The organism is Bacillus sp. PK6-013 (genome assembly GCF_054161445.1).
Window position 1 is genome coordinate 1,940,939 of record NZ_CP096417.1, and the last position, 14,784, is coordinate 1,955,722.

General features: G+C 45.1%; 18 protein-coding genes, 1 other RNA gene and 1 pseudogene. 16 read left to right on the forward strand and 4 right to left on the reverse strand.

What is annotated here, in order from left to right; genetic code table 11:
* Positions 1-15 precede the first annotated feature (15 nt).
* Positions 16-975: a DUF2515 domain-containing protein gene (locus M1E03_RS09825; protein ID WP_023857417.1), complete on the forward strand. Its 960-nt coding sequence runs from the start codon at positions 16-18 to the stop codon at positions 973-975.
* A gap of 31 nt (positions 976-1,006) precedes the next feature.
* On the opposite strand, the gene sspM is transcribed toward M1E03_RS09825, so the two are convergent.
* Positions 1,007-1,111, reverse strand: coding sequence for an acid-soluble spore protein SspM (sspM, locus tag M1E03_RS09830; protein WP_009328007.1), 105 nt, complete (start codon positions 1,109-1,111; stop codon positions 1,007-1,009).
* A gap of 199 nt (positions 1,112-1,310) precedes the next feature.
* On the opposite strand from sspM, the gene M1E03_RS09835 reads away from it, so the two are divergent.
* Both M1E03_RS09835 and M1E03_RS09840 read left to right on the forward strand, forming a co-directional pair.
* Positions 1,311-1,538, forward strand: coding sequence for a YppD family protein (locus M1E03_RS09835; RefSeq protein ID WP_075213145.1), 228 nt, complete (start codon positions 1,311-1,313; stop codon positions 1,536-1,538).
* A 57-nt stretch (positions 1,539-1,595) separates the two neighbouring features.
* Entirely contained in the window at positions 1,596-1,967 is a 372-nt protein-coding gene (locus M1E03_RS09840) for a YppE family protein (RefSeq protein ID WP_026579400.1), read from the forward strand.
* A gap of 23 nt (positions 1,968-1,990) precedes the next feature.
* On the opposite strand, the gene M1E03_RS09845 is transcribed toward M1E03_RS09840, so the two are convergent.
* Entirely contained in the window at positions 1,991-2,191 is a 201-nt protein-coding gene (locus M1E03_RS09845) for a YppF family protein (RefSeq protein WP_011198064.1), read from the reverse strand.
* A 178-nt stretch (positions 2,192-2,369) separates the two neighbouring features.
* Here M1E03_RS09845 and M1E03_RS09850 point away from each other — a divergent pair, with 178 nt between their 5' ends.
* On the forward strand, positions 2,370-2,816 hold the full coding sequence (locus M1E03_RS09850; protein WP_020451916.1) for a YppG family protein: 447 nt from the start codon (positions 2,370-2,372) through the stop codon (positions 2,814-2,816).
* 18 nt (positions 2,817-2,834) lie between these two features.
* On the opposite strand, the gene M1E03_RS09855 is transcribed toward M1E03_RS09850, so the two are convergent.
* Positions 2,835-3,254 (reverse strand): Hsp20/alpha crystallin family protein, encoded by a 420-nt coding sequence (locus tag M1E03_RS09855; protein WP_023857414.1) that lies wholly within the window; start codon positions 3,252-3,254, stop codon positions 2,835-2,837.
* Between the two features lie 172 nt (positions 3,255-3,426).
* Here M1E03_RS09855 and M1E03_RS09860 point away from each other — a divergent pair, with 172 nt between their 5' ends.
* The 8 genes from M1E03_RS09860 to M1E03_RS09895 all read left to right on the forward strand — a co-directional run bounded on the left by M1E03_RS09860 (position 3,427) and on the right by M1E03_RS09895 (position 10,870).
* Positions 3,427-3,933 (forward strand): PTS sugar transporter subunit IIA, encoded by a 507-nt coding sequence (locus M1E03_RS09860; RefSeq protein ID WP_020451914.1) that lies wholly within the window; start codon positions 3,427-3,429, stop codon positions 3,931-3,933.
* 132 nt (positions 3,934-4,065) lie between these two features.
* Entirely contained in the window at positions 4,066-6,309 is a 2,244-nt protein-coding gene (locus M1E03_RS09865; protein WP_224067371.1) for a DEAD/DEAH box helicase, read from the forward strand.
* Positions 6,310-6,314: 5 nt separating this feature from the next.
* Entirely contained in the window at positions 6,315-7,628 is a 1,314-nt protein-coding gene (locus tag M1E03_RS09870) for a ribonuclease H-like domain-containing protein (protein WP_396278697.1), read from the forward strand.
* Between the two features lie 241 nt (positions 7,629-7,869).
* Entirely contained in the window at positions 7,870-8,139 is a 270-nt protein-coding gene (locus M1E03_RS09875; protein ID WP_020451911.1) for a CotD family spore coat protein, read from the forward strand.
* Positions 8,140-8,255: 116 nt separating this feature from the next.
* A complete protein-coding gene (locus M1E03_RS09880) occupies positions 8,256-8,807 on the forward strand; it encodes a DUF1273 domain-containing protein (RefSeq protein ID WP_224067139.1) in 552 nt (183 codons plus the stop codon).
* A gap of 80 nt (positions 8,808-8,887) precedes the next feature.
* Positions 8,888-9,184 carry a cell division regulator GpsB gene (gpsB, locus tag M1E03_RS09885; protein WP_003182873.1) on the forward strand — a complete coding sequence of 99 codons (297 nt, stop codon included), beginning with the start codon at positions 8,888-8,890 and terminating at the stop codon, positions 9,182-9,184.
* Positions 9,185-9,236: 52 nt separating this feature from the next.
* Positions 9,237-9,623: RNase P RNA component class B (rnpB, locus tag M1E03_RS09890), an RNA gene on the forward strand.
* A 95-nt stretch (positions 9,624-9,718) separates the two neighbouring features.
* Complete coding sequence (locus tag M1E03_RS09895; RefSeq protein ID WP_026579403.1) at positions 9,719-10,870, forward strand: THUMP domain-containing class I SAM-dependent RNA methyltransferase; 1,152 nt, start codon at positions 9,719-9,721, stop codon at positions 10,868-10,870.
* A gap of 128 nt (positions 10,871-10,998) precedes the next feature.
* Here the strand turns inward: M1E03_RS09895 and M1E03_RS09900 are convergent, their stop codons facing one another.
* On the reverse strand, positions 10,999-11,460 hold the full coding sequence (locus M1E03_RS09900; protein ID WP_020451908.1) for a hypothetical protein: 462 nt from the start codon (positions 11,458-11,460) through the stop codon (positions 10,999-11,001).
* A 261-nt stretch (positions 11,461-11,721) separates the two neighbouring features.
* On the opposite strand from M1E03_RS09900, the pseudogene M1E03_RS09905 reads away from it, so the two are divergent.
* From M1E03_RS09905 to M1E03_RS09920, 4 genes and pseudogenes are all read left to right on the forward strand, one after another.
* Positions 11,722-11,840: pseudogene (locus tag M1E03_RS09905) on the forward strand (IS1595 family transposase); the annotation flags it as partial.
* Positions 11,841-11,992: 152 nt separating this feature from the next.
* A complete protein-coding gene (locus M1E03_RS09910; protein ID WP_020451907.1) occupies positions 11,993-12,355 on the forward strand; it encodes a hypothetical protein in 363 nt (120 codons plus the stop codon).
* 196 nt (positions 12,356-12,551) lie between these two features.
* Complete coding sequence (locus M1E03_RS09915) at positions 12,552-12,728, forward strand: hypothetical protein (protein WP_020451906.1); 177 nt, start codon at positions 12,552-12,554, stop codon at positions 12,726-12,728.
* Between the two features lie 108 nt (positions 12,729-12,836).
* Positions 12,837-14,756, forward strand: coding sequence for an ATP-dependent DNA helicase (locus tag M1E03_RS09920; protein ID WP_075213141.1), 1,920 nt, complete (start codon positions 12,837-12,839; stop codon positions 14,754-14,756).
* Positions 14,757-14,784 lie beyond the last annotated feature (28 nt).

The window sequence follows — 14,784 nt, forward strand, 5'->3', positions numbered from 1 at the left end:
CGGAAGTGGCTGATCTTGCACAACACTTTTTCCGCGGCGGAGCTGACGAGCCGCATTCAAGAGCTGACCGCAAAACTGAACAAGGACAATATCTCACGGACAAATGCCTACAAACGCTACTTTGACCGCCATCCTGAAATCAAGTGGTCGTTTTTGGCTTCATTTGTTTCCAGGAATGCCGGCTGGTCGATGACCGATTTAAAAGGGCGTTTATTCGAGCTCGGACTTACGGCCTTTCAGCAGAACTGGCTGTTTTTAACGTATGAAAGAGCGAACTGGCTGATTTTTTCGGACGCCTATCCGCAGCTCCTGTTATACCATTGGTCCAAGCAGCTTGGCCAGCCGCTGTTTCATTTGCTCTCCTCATTTGGTGTGTCTTCATTTATGAAAACGGAGTGGGAGCGGTTCTGGCATGAGCGCGATCAAAAGCGGCTCATGTACGCTCTCATTATAAATGAACAAAACACTATCCAAACTCCTATTATACAAAATCCTTTGTTTAAAAAGAATGTTTTTCAGACGATTCCTTTTCAGCTATGTGAATGGTTTCACTTCAACACAGTCATTTTTCCGACGGTAGAAGGCGTTTTTTACGGCGTGTCTGTCAAACGCTTCACTAGTTTAAAGGAAAGGATCAAGCTCGGCAAGCAATTAAGCGAGCTGCTGTTTTCGCCTGAGCTTTTCCCCGGTTTTTTTCACTTTACATCATGTGTTCCGCATACCGGGTCGCGCTTTGATATGGAACGCTGGGCAGGGGTTAAAATCAGAACCTCGCCATTTTTGAGAACGTGTTATCCCGTTGTTGCCCATTCATTAGACGGATTAAAATCCGATTGGTTTCGCGGAGGAAAGAGAGAGGCGATGTTCAAAGATGAAAAACTGCCGAAAACGATCGAAATCACCGATTGGTATTTTCAAAAAAGAAGGCAGCTGCAGGCATTGTTTTCACTGGAGCATTGGCTGAATAAGAGGTAAAACAGAAAAAAGCAAGGGTTCTCCTTGCTTTTTAAGTGGACGGGCGGTTAGGTCCGCCTAATTTTTTATCCAGTGTGTCTGTTTGTTTAGCATCAGGTTTTGTTTTCGCAGGTGATTTCTTTTTGTTGTTTTCCACAGCGGGCACCTCCTTACCTTTTTAGATTTTGCAAAAAAGCGCTGATCATACCATTTTTCGCAAGATCACTTGTCGAAAGCGGCGCGTTTGGCTGGAAAATGAGTTTCTTTGGCGGTTTGCTTCTAGTTTTGTCAGCTGCGGAGGAGAGGGGGCGCATAGGGGAGAATGCATAGAAGGCGATCAAAAAGGAGGGAAGCAAATGAACGGATTTGCAAGCAAAGACTCGGTCCTTCAAATGCTTTTGGAAACGGAATCACACATGTCGTCTGCTGAGAAAGCTTTGACAGAAGCCGTACGCCGGGCGGAGCATGAAAAGCGGGCTGGCTGGAACGAACGGCTCGATCTGATTGAAAAAGAACTGGCAGAGCTCTCAGCTTGTTTAAACAGCACGTTAATGGGAGTGGAGCCAAGAGGAGAGACGGCATAAGCCGGATTCGTTGTAACGGTCGTCTTCCTTTGGTACGATAAACCCGAGGTGAAAAAATTGGATACACAATCTCTTCTTGTACAGACACGGGAATTAATCCGCCTCGTAAAAGAAGCGGAAGAACGATACAGTAAGGGAAAAGAGGAAGGGACGGAATACGATTTTTTCGAGGTTGTCAAACCTTCTGTCGAGAGATTCGAACAAACAGTGAAAAGCTGGCTGGCGGAAAGCCTGCCTTATATCAAGGCGAATCGGCCAAAATACATTTATGAAGAGCAGCTCAGCTCGGTTGAGGAAAATGCAAATGAAATTTTCATGCAGTCCTATTTCTGCAAAATCCATAAAAAACGCTTTAAAGATCTGACGGAGTCCGTCCTCTATACGCTGAAAAACGTAGAAGACGATATATTAAAAGAAGACCGGGATTAGAACCCGGTCTTCTTTTTGTTTGTTTAGCTGGCGTCCGTATTCATATCATAAGCAGGGTGCTGTGCGCCATTCGCTTCAAGAACTTTCATACTTGTGCGAAATTCGTTTAATGTCAGATGTCCCTGGATATACAAAAACTTGGCAAAATCCATCAGTTTGTTCATGCAGTCTGTCTCATACTGTTTCATCTCGGCAAAACAATTTCTTAAGTATGATACGTTCATATGGTGCATCCCCTCTCCTTTATATTAATAATATCGTACCATAACAATTCGACTTTTTTCTGTTTTTCAAATATTAAAATTTTCGACACTTTTTGACAAACTTGTGACAGAACCTTTGGAACAGGAAATGCCTTTATATCATACACATATAAAAAAGGGCTTTAGGAGGAGAGGAAAGATGGAAGAGAGGAGAACCGCCGTATATCCTTATTCCGGCCCCGGTGCGTATGTTCAAGCCGATCAGCAAAACCATCATGCCTATCATCCCGTTCAGCCGTACTACAGCCAGGAAACCGTCCCGTACGCTCATCCAGCTCAGCGGCCGCAGGCCTATCAGCAGCCGATCGAGCAGAATGTGGACCCGTTTTCAGTCTATCATCAGCCTGTTCAGCAGCAAATGCAGCCGCCGCTTCCGCCGTTTCAGGCATTTCCTTATCAGCATCCATATCCCTCGCCGCGGCCGAATCTCCACCAGCCATCACAGTTTCAAAGCTTTCTGTCGCAATTCAAAAAAAAGAACGGGCAGTTTGATTTCAGCAAAATGATGGACACCGCTGGCCAGATGGTGAGCACGGTCAACCAGGTCGGAGCGCTGGCCAAAGGGTTTATGGGATTCTTCAAATAAAAAAAGCATGGATGAAGGTCATTCATGCTTTTTTTGCTCCGGAAATGAGACCGTGAGGATATTTTGGTTCCACGACGTCTTCATTGTTTCTTCGCGGACGGGATATGGGAGCAGAACGGTTCTGGACAGGCTTGTAAACGATGAAGAACCGCCGCTTTCTTTTTTCTCCTTCAAGGCGACATGAAGATACCTCGATTTCGCTTCAATCATGATATCTCCGTTTTGAAACGATTCAGGAACGGCAATGTCGACGTGAAGCGCCTCATTCTCCTCTCTGATGTTCATGGAAATGGTGGAATTCTGAAGCTGGTCTGATATCAGTTTTTGGAATGAATTTAAAATATCGTGGAAAGGTGAATTGTAAAATAACTGTTCAACCGCTTCTTGAATTTCGTCTTTCTTGCTGAGCGAGTGATTGTCGTTTTCCTTGAAATCCATTCTTCATCACCCCGGTTTTTTATTTTCAGCTTATGCAGGGGCTCTTGGTATGGTTATTCATTGATGGGAATTTGAAAGTGTGGTTAAATAGTGGGGAATCCAAAGATTTATTTAACCTGTTCCTCTTTTAATAGCCATCATAAAGAGGCGTTTTGAAAGGAGCCCAACTGTATTGCTGAAAAAATTATTCGGTATTGGTCAGAAACAAAATGAAATGAAAGAAGAAACCGTTTTTTCACCGGTAGACGGACAAGTTTTGGAACTTTCAAAAGTCCCTGACCCCGTTTTCTCCCAAAAGATGATGGGTGACGGAATGGCTGTCGAGCCTTCCGCAGGCGAGATCGTATCACCTGTCGACGGGGAAGTGATCCAGCTGTTCCACACAAAACATGCCATCGGCATCCGTTCACTGTCCGGCGTGGAACTCTTGATTCATATCGGTCTGGAAACCGTAGCGATGGAAGGCGAAGGTTTCACAGCCCATGTCAAAGAAGGAGACAAAGTAAAAGTCGGCGATCCTTTGATAACGTGCGATTTGGAACTGATCAAGGAAAAAGCGAGCAGCACCATTACGCCGATCGTCATTATGAACGGTGATGTGTTGGAGCGCGTCACAAAACATGAAGAGGCAAAGGCGAAAAAAAGCGAGACAAAGCTCATGGAGCTTAAAGTTAAGTAACAGCAAAAAAGCAGGGAGCGATTCTCTGCTTTTTCATTTTCTCAGGAAATCACCTCTTTCAGAACGAACGGACATTCGCTAAAATAGAAGGGAGAGGTGACAGCGTTGTTTCAAAAACGAAATTTGACAGATATGATTCAGCTTCTGAAAGAAGACCAAGCTTTCAGCAGGCAAATTGTTCATTGGCATACAATTGAGGAAAAAGAAGCGGATTACCGCGATTTTCCTGAAGGTTTAGATAAAAGAATCGTGCATGCTTTACAGCAGAGAGGGATAGAAAAGCTGTATTCCCATCAGGCTGACGCGTTTCTGCACAGCGCCGCCGGCAAAAACGTGACGCTTGTGACGCCGACGGCATCCGGGAAGACGCTTTGCTACAATCTGCCCGTCATTCAGCGGATCACAGAAGACCAGGATGCGCGCAGCTTATATCTTTTTCCGACAAAGGCATTGTCACAGGACCAAAAAAGCGAACTGAACGAATTAATCGATGAAATCGGTGCGTCGATCAACTGTTATACATATGACGGAGATACGTCGCCTTCGATCAGGCAGAAAGTCAGAAAAGCAGGACATATCGTCATTACAAACCCGGATATGCTGCATTCGGCGATCTTGCCCCACCATACAAAATGGGTGTCATTGTTTGAAAATCTGAAATATATCGTCATCGATGAGCTTCACGTATACAGGGGAGTCTTTGGCAGCCATGTAGCCAATGTCATCAGACGGCTGATGCGGATCGCTGAATTTTACGGAAGCAAGCCGCAGTTTATCTGTACATCCGCGACGATCGCCAATCCATTGGAGCTCGCTGAGACGCTCACAGGGCAGCCGATGCATCTGATTTCAAACAACGGCGCCCCGTCGGGTAGAAAGCACTTTTTATTTTACAACCCGCCGATGGTCAACCGTTCGCTTAACATCAGGAAAAGCGCGACCCTTGAAGTGAGAAAGCTCGCATCCGAATTTCTGAAAAACGGCATTCAAACGATTGTGTTTGCAAGAAGCAGAGTCCGGGTTGAAATTATATTGACATACTTGCAGGAAGTGATGAAACCGATTGTCGGCCCTCATTCGATTCAGGGGTACAGGGGCGGCTATCTGCCGAACGAGCGGCGCGTCATTGAAAAAGGCCTTCGCAGCGGGGACATTAAAGGCGTTGTCAGCACGAATGCGCTTGAGCTGGGCGTTGATATCGGACAGCTGCAGACATGCATCATGACCGGATATCCGGGAACGATCTCGAGCGCCTGGCAGCAGGCCGGCCGTGCTGGAAGAAGGCACAACGAAGCGCTGATTGTCATGGTGGCAAGTTCCGCCCCGCTCGATCAGTACATTGTACAGAATCCGGACTATTTCTTTAAACAAAATCCCGAGACTGCCGTCATTAATCCGGATAACCTGGTCATTCTTGTCGATCATATTAAATGCGCAGCCTTTGAACTGCCTTTCAAAAGAACGGACACATTCGGCGGTGCCGAAATCGAGGATATTCTTGACTACTTGGCAGAAGAAAGAGTCCTCCACTTAACCGGGAACACGTATCACTGGATGAATGACGCTTTTCCGGCGCACGGCATCAGCTTGAGGTCGGCTTCTCAGGAAAATGTTGTCATTATTGATCAGTCAAAGCGCGAGAAGGCGAAAGTGATCGGGGAAATGGACAGGTTCAGCGCCATGACGCTTCTGCATGATGAAGCCATTTATTTGCATCAAGGCATCCAATACCAGGTGGAAAAGCTTGACTGGGAGGAGAAAAAGGCGTTTGTCCGCGAGGTTCAAGTTGATTACTATACGGATGCCAATCTTGCCGTCCTATTGAGAGTTCTCGAAGTTGACAAGGAGAAAAAGACAGAAACCGCAGCGTTCGGTTTTGGGGATGTGACCGTTCAGGCGAAAGCGACGATTTTTAAGAAAATAAAATTTGAGACGCATGAAAATATCGGCTCAGGCCCGATTCATCTGCCTGAAGAGGAACTGCATACCAATGCGGCTTGGGTGCAGGTGAACGATGAGGAGCGGCAAAATTGGAACGACATCAAATTGGAAGAAGCTTTGCTTGGGACTGCAAACGTCCTGGGACATGTCGCCGCCTTAAAAGTGATGTGCGATCCGTCTGATCTGCACGTTTTTCCGCAAATTAAAGCCGTTCATAACGAAAAGCCGACGATCTTTTTGTATGATCGCTATCCCGGCGGAGTGGGGCTGTCTCAGAAAGTGTATGAACAAATGCCTGAGATCATCAGTGAAGCGCATCGGCTGATTTCAAGATGTCCGTGTGAGTCAGGATGCCCTTCCTGCATAGGAGCGGGCGGCAGCGGCGATCAGACAAAAAACAATGCGCTGCGCCTTTTAAAAGGCTGGAAAGGTTGAGCGGAATGTCTTTAAAACGAAAACTTAACCGCTATAAGCATCACCTGGGAAATCAAGCGAAAGAAGAAAAAACGGATTCTCCGGCAGAAAAGCGGACTTCCGTGTCCGTCGGCTTTGAGAAAGAATGGGCCGAATTCGGTGTTAAACCGTATGTGTTTGAGGACTGCTATTGCCTGATCAGGGAAGTCGTTTATCCGTTGACACATGTTCATGGCCATTACGCATTTTCTGAGCTACATGAGACGGTTAGGCGCTGGAACAACAGCGCCGTTTCCCATTCGCTTTCAAGCAAAGGGTATACACCGAGCCAGCTTTTCTTCTTTGATACGGAAACGACCGGTCTCGGGGGAGGAGCCGGCAATGCGATCTTTTTGCTCGGCCATGCACGGGTGTATGACGACCGCGTAGTCGTCAAACAGCATCTGCTGCCAAAGCCGGGGCACGAAGCCGCCCTCTATCACAGCTTCCTGAGTGAAGTCGATATTCAGTCTCTTGTCACCTATAACGGAAAAGCGTTCGACTGGCCTCAGGTGAAAACGAGGCATACGCTGATCCGCGACAGGGTTCCGAAGCTGCCGGATTTCGGCCATTTTGACCTGCTCCACGGATCCCGCCGCCTTTGGAAGCATAAGTTTGACCGCGTCTCTTTGGGGACGGTGGAAAAGGAAGAGCTGGATGTTGTAAGAACTGAAGATACGCCGGGCTACCTGGCGCCGATGATGTATTTTCATTTTTTAAAGGAGGAGCGTCCGGAAATCATTGAAGGCGTTTTGCGCCACAATGAGCTTGATGTGCTTTCTTTAATTTCTCTTTACATCCATTTATCGAAGAAAATCCTCACTCCGGAGCAGACAGCGGAAGCAAACGAAAAGTACGCGATGGCCAAATGGCTTCTCGCCAACCGGGAGACAGAGCTTGCGACAGCGCAATTGCAGGAGCTTGAAAAAAAGCCTTTCGAGCAGTCTGAACGCGCATCATTCGATTTATCCATGCAGTATAAAAAGCAAGGCATGCTAAAAGAAGCCGCATCCCTTTGGCTGAAGCTCCAAAATGGAACAGACGGAAAAACCGCCTGGCGCGCAGGCATCGAACTCGCCAAATACTTTGAACATCGAAAGCGGGACATTCGGGCCGCCCTCGAGGTAACGGATAACCTGATGCTGCAGCACGGTTCACAAAAGTTTGAGCTGACCGAAAAAGAAGTAGCCGGCCTTTTGAAACGGCGCGAGCGGCTGGAAAGGAAATTCGGACGAAATATTCCCCGGGCAAGCGCAGAAAACGACGATCTTCGAAAGCCAAACATTTCAAGCATGTTATGAATTGTAGAAACCGATCGCTTCTTGTAAAATAGCGTTAGAATGGTTTGAAGGGAGCGTCGATATGTATAAGGGGCTGTTTTATCTGTTTTTTGTCGTCGTACTGTTTATCGTATTAATCATGACGAATTTCAAGGAAAGCTTTATGGCTTACTTTTAAAATAGGTTTTTATATTAGTACATGTTTACCCCTTGCTTCATAGTTTAATAGTGTATATAGAAGCTTAAAGAAAGGGGAATTTTCATGCACTGTAAACCGCATGTAATGGCGCCGATTGTTCATCCTACTCAATGCTGCTACAACCATACGCAAAGCAAAACCGTCGTACCGCACATTCACCCGCAGCACACAACGAATGTCAACCATCAGCATTTTCAGCATGTTCATTACTTCCCGCAAACTCAATCAGCTGTCAACCAGGCATCACATCAGCACTTCGTGAGCCCTGGCGCAGGAATGATGCCCGGGCCTGGAGCGATGCCAGGACCTGGAATGGGTATGGGTCCTTACTAAAAAGGATTTTCGGAAGTTTTGTCAGGATGAACGAGCGCCGGATTGAACGTGAGCAACAGAATATCTTTTAAAAAAATGGGGCGGAATACGGCCCCATTTTTTAGCAGGTGATCATAATGAAAGTATTGGCCGTTACAGGGTACAAGCCGTTTGAACTGGGGATTTTCAAACAGAATGACAAGGCTCTGTTCTACATAAAAAAAGCGCTTGAAAACCGATTGACCGCCCTGCTTGAGGAAGGACTGGAATGGATCCTTATCTCAGGCCAGCTCGGCACGGAACTATGGGCGGCGGAAGTTGCGTTTTCGCTGCAGGAAGAATATCCCGACTTGAAAGTGGCGGTTATCACTCCGTTTTTGGAACAGGAAAAGAAGTGGAACGAGAAAAATCAAGAGCAGTATGAAGCTGTGCTCGCAGCCAGCGATTTCACTGAAAGCTTGACACACAGGCCGTACGAAAGCCCGGTCCAATTTAAACAAAAAAACCGGTTTTTCATCGAAAAGGCGGATGGCTTATTGATTCTGTACGACGAAGAAAGAGAAGGCTCGCCTGTGTATATGCTGAATGAAGCAAAAAAAGCTCAAGAAAAACGCGATTTTCCGATTTACACGATTACGATGGATGACCTGAGAGTCACCGTTGAAGAAAGCAGCTTTTACGAAGAGTAAAAAGTGCAAGAGAAAATTTGACATTGCACACGTTTTCTGAAAAAATATAAGATGATGATTCACGATATGAGGTGAAAAAGATGCTTGCTGATAAAGTGAAGCTTTCTGCTAAAGAAATTTTGGAAAAAGAATTCAAAACAGGAGTCAGAGGCTACAAGCAGGAAGATGTTGACAAATTCTTGGACATGGTCATTAAAGACTATGAAGCCTTCCATCAGGAAATCGAAGAATTGCAGCAGGAAAACCTGCAGTTGAAAAAACAGCTTGAAGAAGCGAACAAGAGACAGCCGGCTCAATCAAATACGACCAATTTTGATATTCTAAAACGGCTTTCCAATTTGGAAAAACATGTGTTTGGAAGCAAATTATACGATTGATGAAAACCGCTTGCCCTTTAGAACAAACTAAGCTATAATAGTTGATGTCTTAACGTTCGGGTAATCGCTGCAGATTTTACATCTGTAGAGGAAAGTCCATGCTCGCACGGTGCTGAGATGCCCGTAGTGTTCGTGCCTAGCGAAGTCATAAGCTAGGGCAGCCTTGCAGAAGGCTGACGGCAGGAAAAAAGCCTACGTCCTTTATGGATATGGCTGAGTATCCTTGAAAGTGCCACAGTGACGAAGTCTCACTAGAAATGGTGAGAGTGGAACGCGGTAAACCCCTCGAGCGAGAAACCCAAATTTTGGTAGGGGAACCTTCTGGACGGAAATGAACGGAAAGAAGGACAGAGTTGACTCTGTAGATAGATGATTACCACCCGAGTACGAGGCTTAGCAGCCGACAGCAGTACGACGGAACAAAACATGGCTTACAGAACGTTACACACTATTATGATGATGACAATGTATAAGCTCTCCGCAGGTAGGAGAGCTTTTATCATGTAAAAAACATACATAAAAACAGGTGATATGATGAAAACCTATACATTAATTGCAACAGCGCCGATGGGAATTGAAGCGATCGTTGCCAAAGAGGTGCGAGATCTAGGATATGATTGTACGGTTGACAACGGCAAAGTCGTGTTTGAAGGTGATGCCCTCGCCATCTGCAGAGCCAATCTGTGGCTGAGAACTGCTGACAGGGTGAAAGTGCAGGTTGCCGAATTTACGGCCAAGACCTTTGACGAGTTATTCGAGAAGACAAAAGCGATCGACTGGAGCGCCTATCTTCCTGAACACGCCTCATTCCCCGTGACGGGAAAGTCTGTTAAATCAGTGCTTGCAAGCGTGCCGGACTGCCAGCGCATCGTCAAAAAGGCGATCGCCGAGAAGCTGAAATCAGCGTATCAGACACAAGGCGGGTGGCTTGAGGAAACAGGCCCGGAATATAAAATCGAAGTCTCCCTTTTAAAAGACAAAGCGGTCATTACGCTTGATTCATCCGGAGCCGGGCTTCATAAACGGGGATACCGAACCGGTCAAGGGGAAGCGCCGCTGAAAGAAACCCTCGCTGCAGCATTGATTCAATTGACAAATTGGACGCCTGACAGACCTTTCGTCGATCCGTTTTGCGGTTCGGGCACGATACCGATCGAAGCGGCTTTGATCGGCCAAAATATTGCGCCGGGTTTCAACAGGGATTTTGCATCCGAAAGATGGGAATGGATCGGCAAAGAAGTGTGGGATCAAGCAAGGCTTGAAGTCGAAGACAAAGCGAATTATGATCAGCCGCTGTCAATTTCGGGGTATGACCTGGATCATCGTATGATCGAGATCGCCAAAGCGAATGCCGAGGAAGCGGGACTAGCCGATTTCATCGAATTTAAGCAAATGCAGGTAAAGGATTTTCGGACGAAAGAGGAATACGGCGTGATTGTCGGAAATCCGCCGTACGGGGAACGCCTCGGTGAAAAGAAAGCAGTCGAAGCCATGTATAAAGATATGGGCGAAGCATTTGCCGGACTTGATACGTGGTCTGTTTACATGCTGACATCAAACGAGCGTTTTGAAGAGTGCTACGGGAAAAAAGCGACAAAAAAACGGAAACTCTTTAACGGTTTTATTAAGACGGACTATTACCAGTATTGGGGGAAAAGGCCGCCAAAACCGAATAAAGAGAAGTGAAGCTAAAAGGCTGCCATGAAACGGCAGCCTTTTTTCTTTCCATAGCTGGAAAGCCGCCGAACGGCGTTTTTAAATTTGCGCGCCCGCGGGATTATCCCCTTAAAAGCGCATGGCAAAACATCGATTCACTAGTAAATCCATGAATCATTTTTCTTTTTATAAGACGAATCATAGCATTTTTTGCGCGGCTCATAGTAGCAGTCTTTCTTGCAAGGTTTGTGGTAATCGTAGTCTTTTTTACAAGGCTCATGGTAGTAATAATCCTTTTTGCAATAATCGTAATCCTTCTTGCAAGGCTTATGGTAATCGTAGTCTTTTTTGTAATCCTCATGGTAGTAATAATCCTTTTTGCAATAATCGTAATCCTTCTTGCAAGGCTTGTGGTAATCGTAGTCTTTTTTGTAATCCTCATGGTAGTAATAATCCTTTTTGCAATAGTCGTAATCCTTCTTGCAAGGTTCATGGTAATAGAAGTCTTTTTTGCAAGGCTCATGGTAGTAGTAGTCCTTTTTGCAATAATCGTGATCTTTCTTGTAAGGATCATAATCATAATCCCAATAATCTTTCTTTGCCGGTTCATAATAGTACATAAACTCTCCACCTTTAGTCTATAAATTTTTAAGTCCCTACAGGATATGATAGAAAAACAGAATAGACTGGGTTTTTATTGTGGATAAAGCGCACATTGTCTAATATAGTCCTTACTATCTGATGTTAAGCTGTTGTTTGACTGGAAAAAGGGTGTTTGACCGCTGTGAAAACGGTTAAACGTAAATGTTGATATTTGATAACTTCCCCAAAATTTTGATACAATCAAAATCAGAACAAATATTCGATGGTAAGTTATCAAGCTGAGCAAAGCGTTTAGCAACTTGTTAAAGGATATCGGCAGATTACCACATACCCAAAAAGAACAAGATGGGTTAAACGCTATGTTGAACCTTCTTCCACTGTGGGTGGTCGATTAATCAAGGTGTCGCTGCGAAATATCTTGATTTTTATTTGTCGATAGTCGAAATGACAGTTTACGACTCGCAAAAATGAATGTGCAGTCCTAATTCAACCATTAAGCAGATTGTTAAAAAATGTTGAATCATTAAAAAAGAAAAATGAGGTTTGTATATGAATTCTGTCAGCCAAGAAATCCAAGATTTGTCCATTCAATCGTTGGAGTCAACTTTTAATAAACTAACAAATGCTTATAAAAGCACGAAAGAAAAAGGTTCAAACACAACTCTTGTCAAAAAGAGACTAAACGCAGTAAAAATTGGTTTAGAAAGCCTAAAAGGTATTTGGAATGGAGAAGATTTTGGCTATAACGAAGAAATCATATTGACTTCTAAAGAAGTTTTACAAGGTATCATTCCATCTATTGAAAAACAAATAGCCAAAGCAAAAGAAGGCAGTCCTCAAAAAACATTAAATGAGCGTCGCTTGACTGCACTAAAACTGGCAATCGAATCTTTGGAGAACCGTCTTATATAAGACGGTTCTTAAAGTTTTTAATTGTTCCGGAATTGGGTGAGTTACATAACAAGATTGAAGGAAACCATATATACTATGGATTCCCTTTATTTTTGCGTATTTATCAAGAGCAAAGAAAAAACATAAAATCAGCCTGTATAAAAACGATTCATCCTGCATATACTCGGGATTATTGATTTTGAAAAGGGGTGATTTCATGTTGAACAGCGATCACATTCATATGATTCAAAAAGCGCTGGAGACGTCAGAAAACCAGCTCGAGGACATTGGCGAAGAGCGCCTTACATATGCGAAGGAAGAATTGAAAAACGCGATCAGCCATATGGAATCGACGGATCATCCGTTTTTGACGCATTCGATTTACCGGAAATAGTTAAGAGAGGCTTCCTGCTCCTTTTCTCAAATCTTTCTTGTTGAATTTCCCGAATCATAGTGATAGGATAGAAGTTCTGAAAACTCGATAGTTGGGGGTTGGAGCAGGGTGACAGCATCTCGTCTGCCTTTTTCATTAACAAAAACAAAAAACTTTTATGAAGAACTGAACAATTGGATCGGTGATGTATTTTACGATATTCTTCCTGAAAAAGGCTTTGATTTGCGCGATGAGCAAATATTCATGGCTTTTCAATTAGAACGGGCATTTAAGGAAAAGAAGGTCATGTTTGCAGAAGCCGGAGTCGGAACCGGAAAAACGCTCGTCTATCTTCTGTTTGCCTTGAGCTATGCCAGGTATACGGGCAAGCCGGCGGTCATCGCTTGTGCGGATGAGACGCTGATCGAACAGCTCGTCAAAAAAGAAGGCGATATTTACAAAATTTCCGAGCATTTGGGCTTGACGATTGACGCAAGGCTCAGCAAATCGCATGATCAATATTTATGTTTGAAAAAACTGGAGAAAACGATGCAGCGATCTGATGATGAGAAATGGCTTGACCTCTACGAAAGTCTGCCGTCTTTCGTTCATGAATCGCAGGGCATGCAGTCTTTTTATCCGTACGGCGACCGCAAAGAGTATTCGTCTTTATCAAATGATGAATGGTCTGAAATCGGTTACGATTCTTTTCAAGACTGTCTCACGTGCGACATGAGGCACCGATGCGGACTTACACTGTCAAGAGACCATTATCGAAAATCAACCGATTTCATCATCTGTTCCCATGATTTCTATATGGAGCACGTTTGGACAGAAGAGGCGAGAAAACGGGAAGGCCAGCTTCCGCTTTTGCCGGAACACAGCGCTGTGGTTTTCGATGAAGGGCATCTGCTCGAGTTTGCGGCGCAAAAGGCGCTGACGTACAGGGTGAAGCAATCGACGCTCGAAATGTTTCTCGAGCGCCTGCTCGGCAATGACATCAGAGAAGAATTTGCAGAGCTTGTCGAAGAAGCGCTTCGCGCCAACGACGAATTTTTCGGTTTGCTTTCAGAAAACGCCGAAAAAGCAGAAGGCTCTGAGCGCATGCGCATCAAAGATCATGCCAATCTGAAAAAAGCGGCCGCCGAGCTGTATGATTTGCTTGAAAAGATCGGGGAGGCGCTCGTTTTTGAAGGCGAGCTGTACACGATCGACCAATACGCTTTAACCGTTGTTGAAGAGTATCTCGAACAGATGGCTTACTCCCTTTCGCTCTACAGGAAAAATGCGATCAGCTGGCTTGAGCAAAAAGAGCTTGAGTCAACATTCGTCGTCATGCCGAGAACCGTTTCCGAAGTTCTCGGAGAAAAAGTGTTCTCCAAGCAGATTCCATTTATTTTCTCATCGGCGACATTATCGGAAAACGGATCGTTCGATTATTTAGCGACAAGCCTTGGGATCCGCGACTACTTATCATTTACCGTTGATTCCCCGTACGACTATGAAGAGCAGATGAAAGTGTACATCCATCGAATTGAGGAAAAAGAAGCAAAAGAAAAAGCGGCAATCCGTGCAATCAAAGAATCCGGCGGGAAAACGCTGATTCTGTTTCCGTCTTTTGAGGAGCTTCTGTCCTTCAAGCGCCGGACTGCACAGGAATCATTTTCGTTTCCTGTTTACTTTGAGGGGGATGAAGAAATCAGTACAATTGTTGAAAAGTTTCAAACGGTTGAAGAATCCGTTTTGTGCTCTGTGCATCTATGGGAAGGGCTCGATATTCCCGGAGATCCGCTGCAACATGTCATCATCTGGTCGCTTCCTTTTCCGCCGCATGATCCTGTGTTTGAAGCGAAGCGGAGCGGTTTGGAAAACGCCTTTCGCGAAGTAGACCTTCCTTACATGCTGCTAAGGCTGCGCCAAGGCATCGGCCGTCTGATCAGATCAAACAGCGACCGCGGCACGATCAGCATTTTTGCGGGCGATGAACAAGAATGGAATGTGATAAAAGAAGTCGAATCTGTGCTTCCTGTTCAGCCGGTTTATGTATAAAGAAAAGCGGACATCCCGCTTTTCTTTT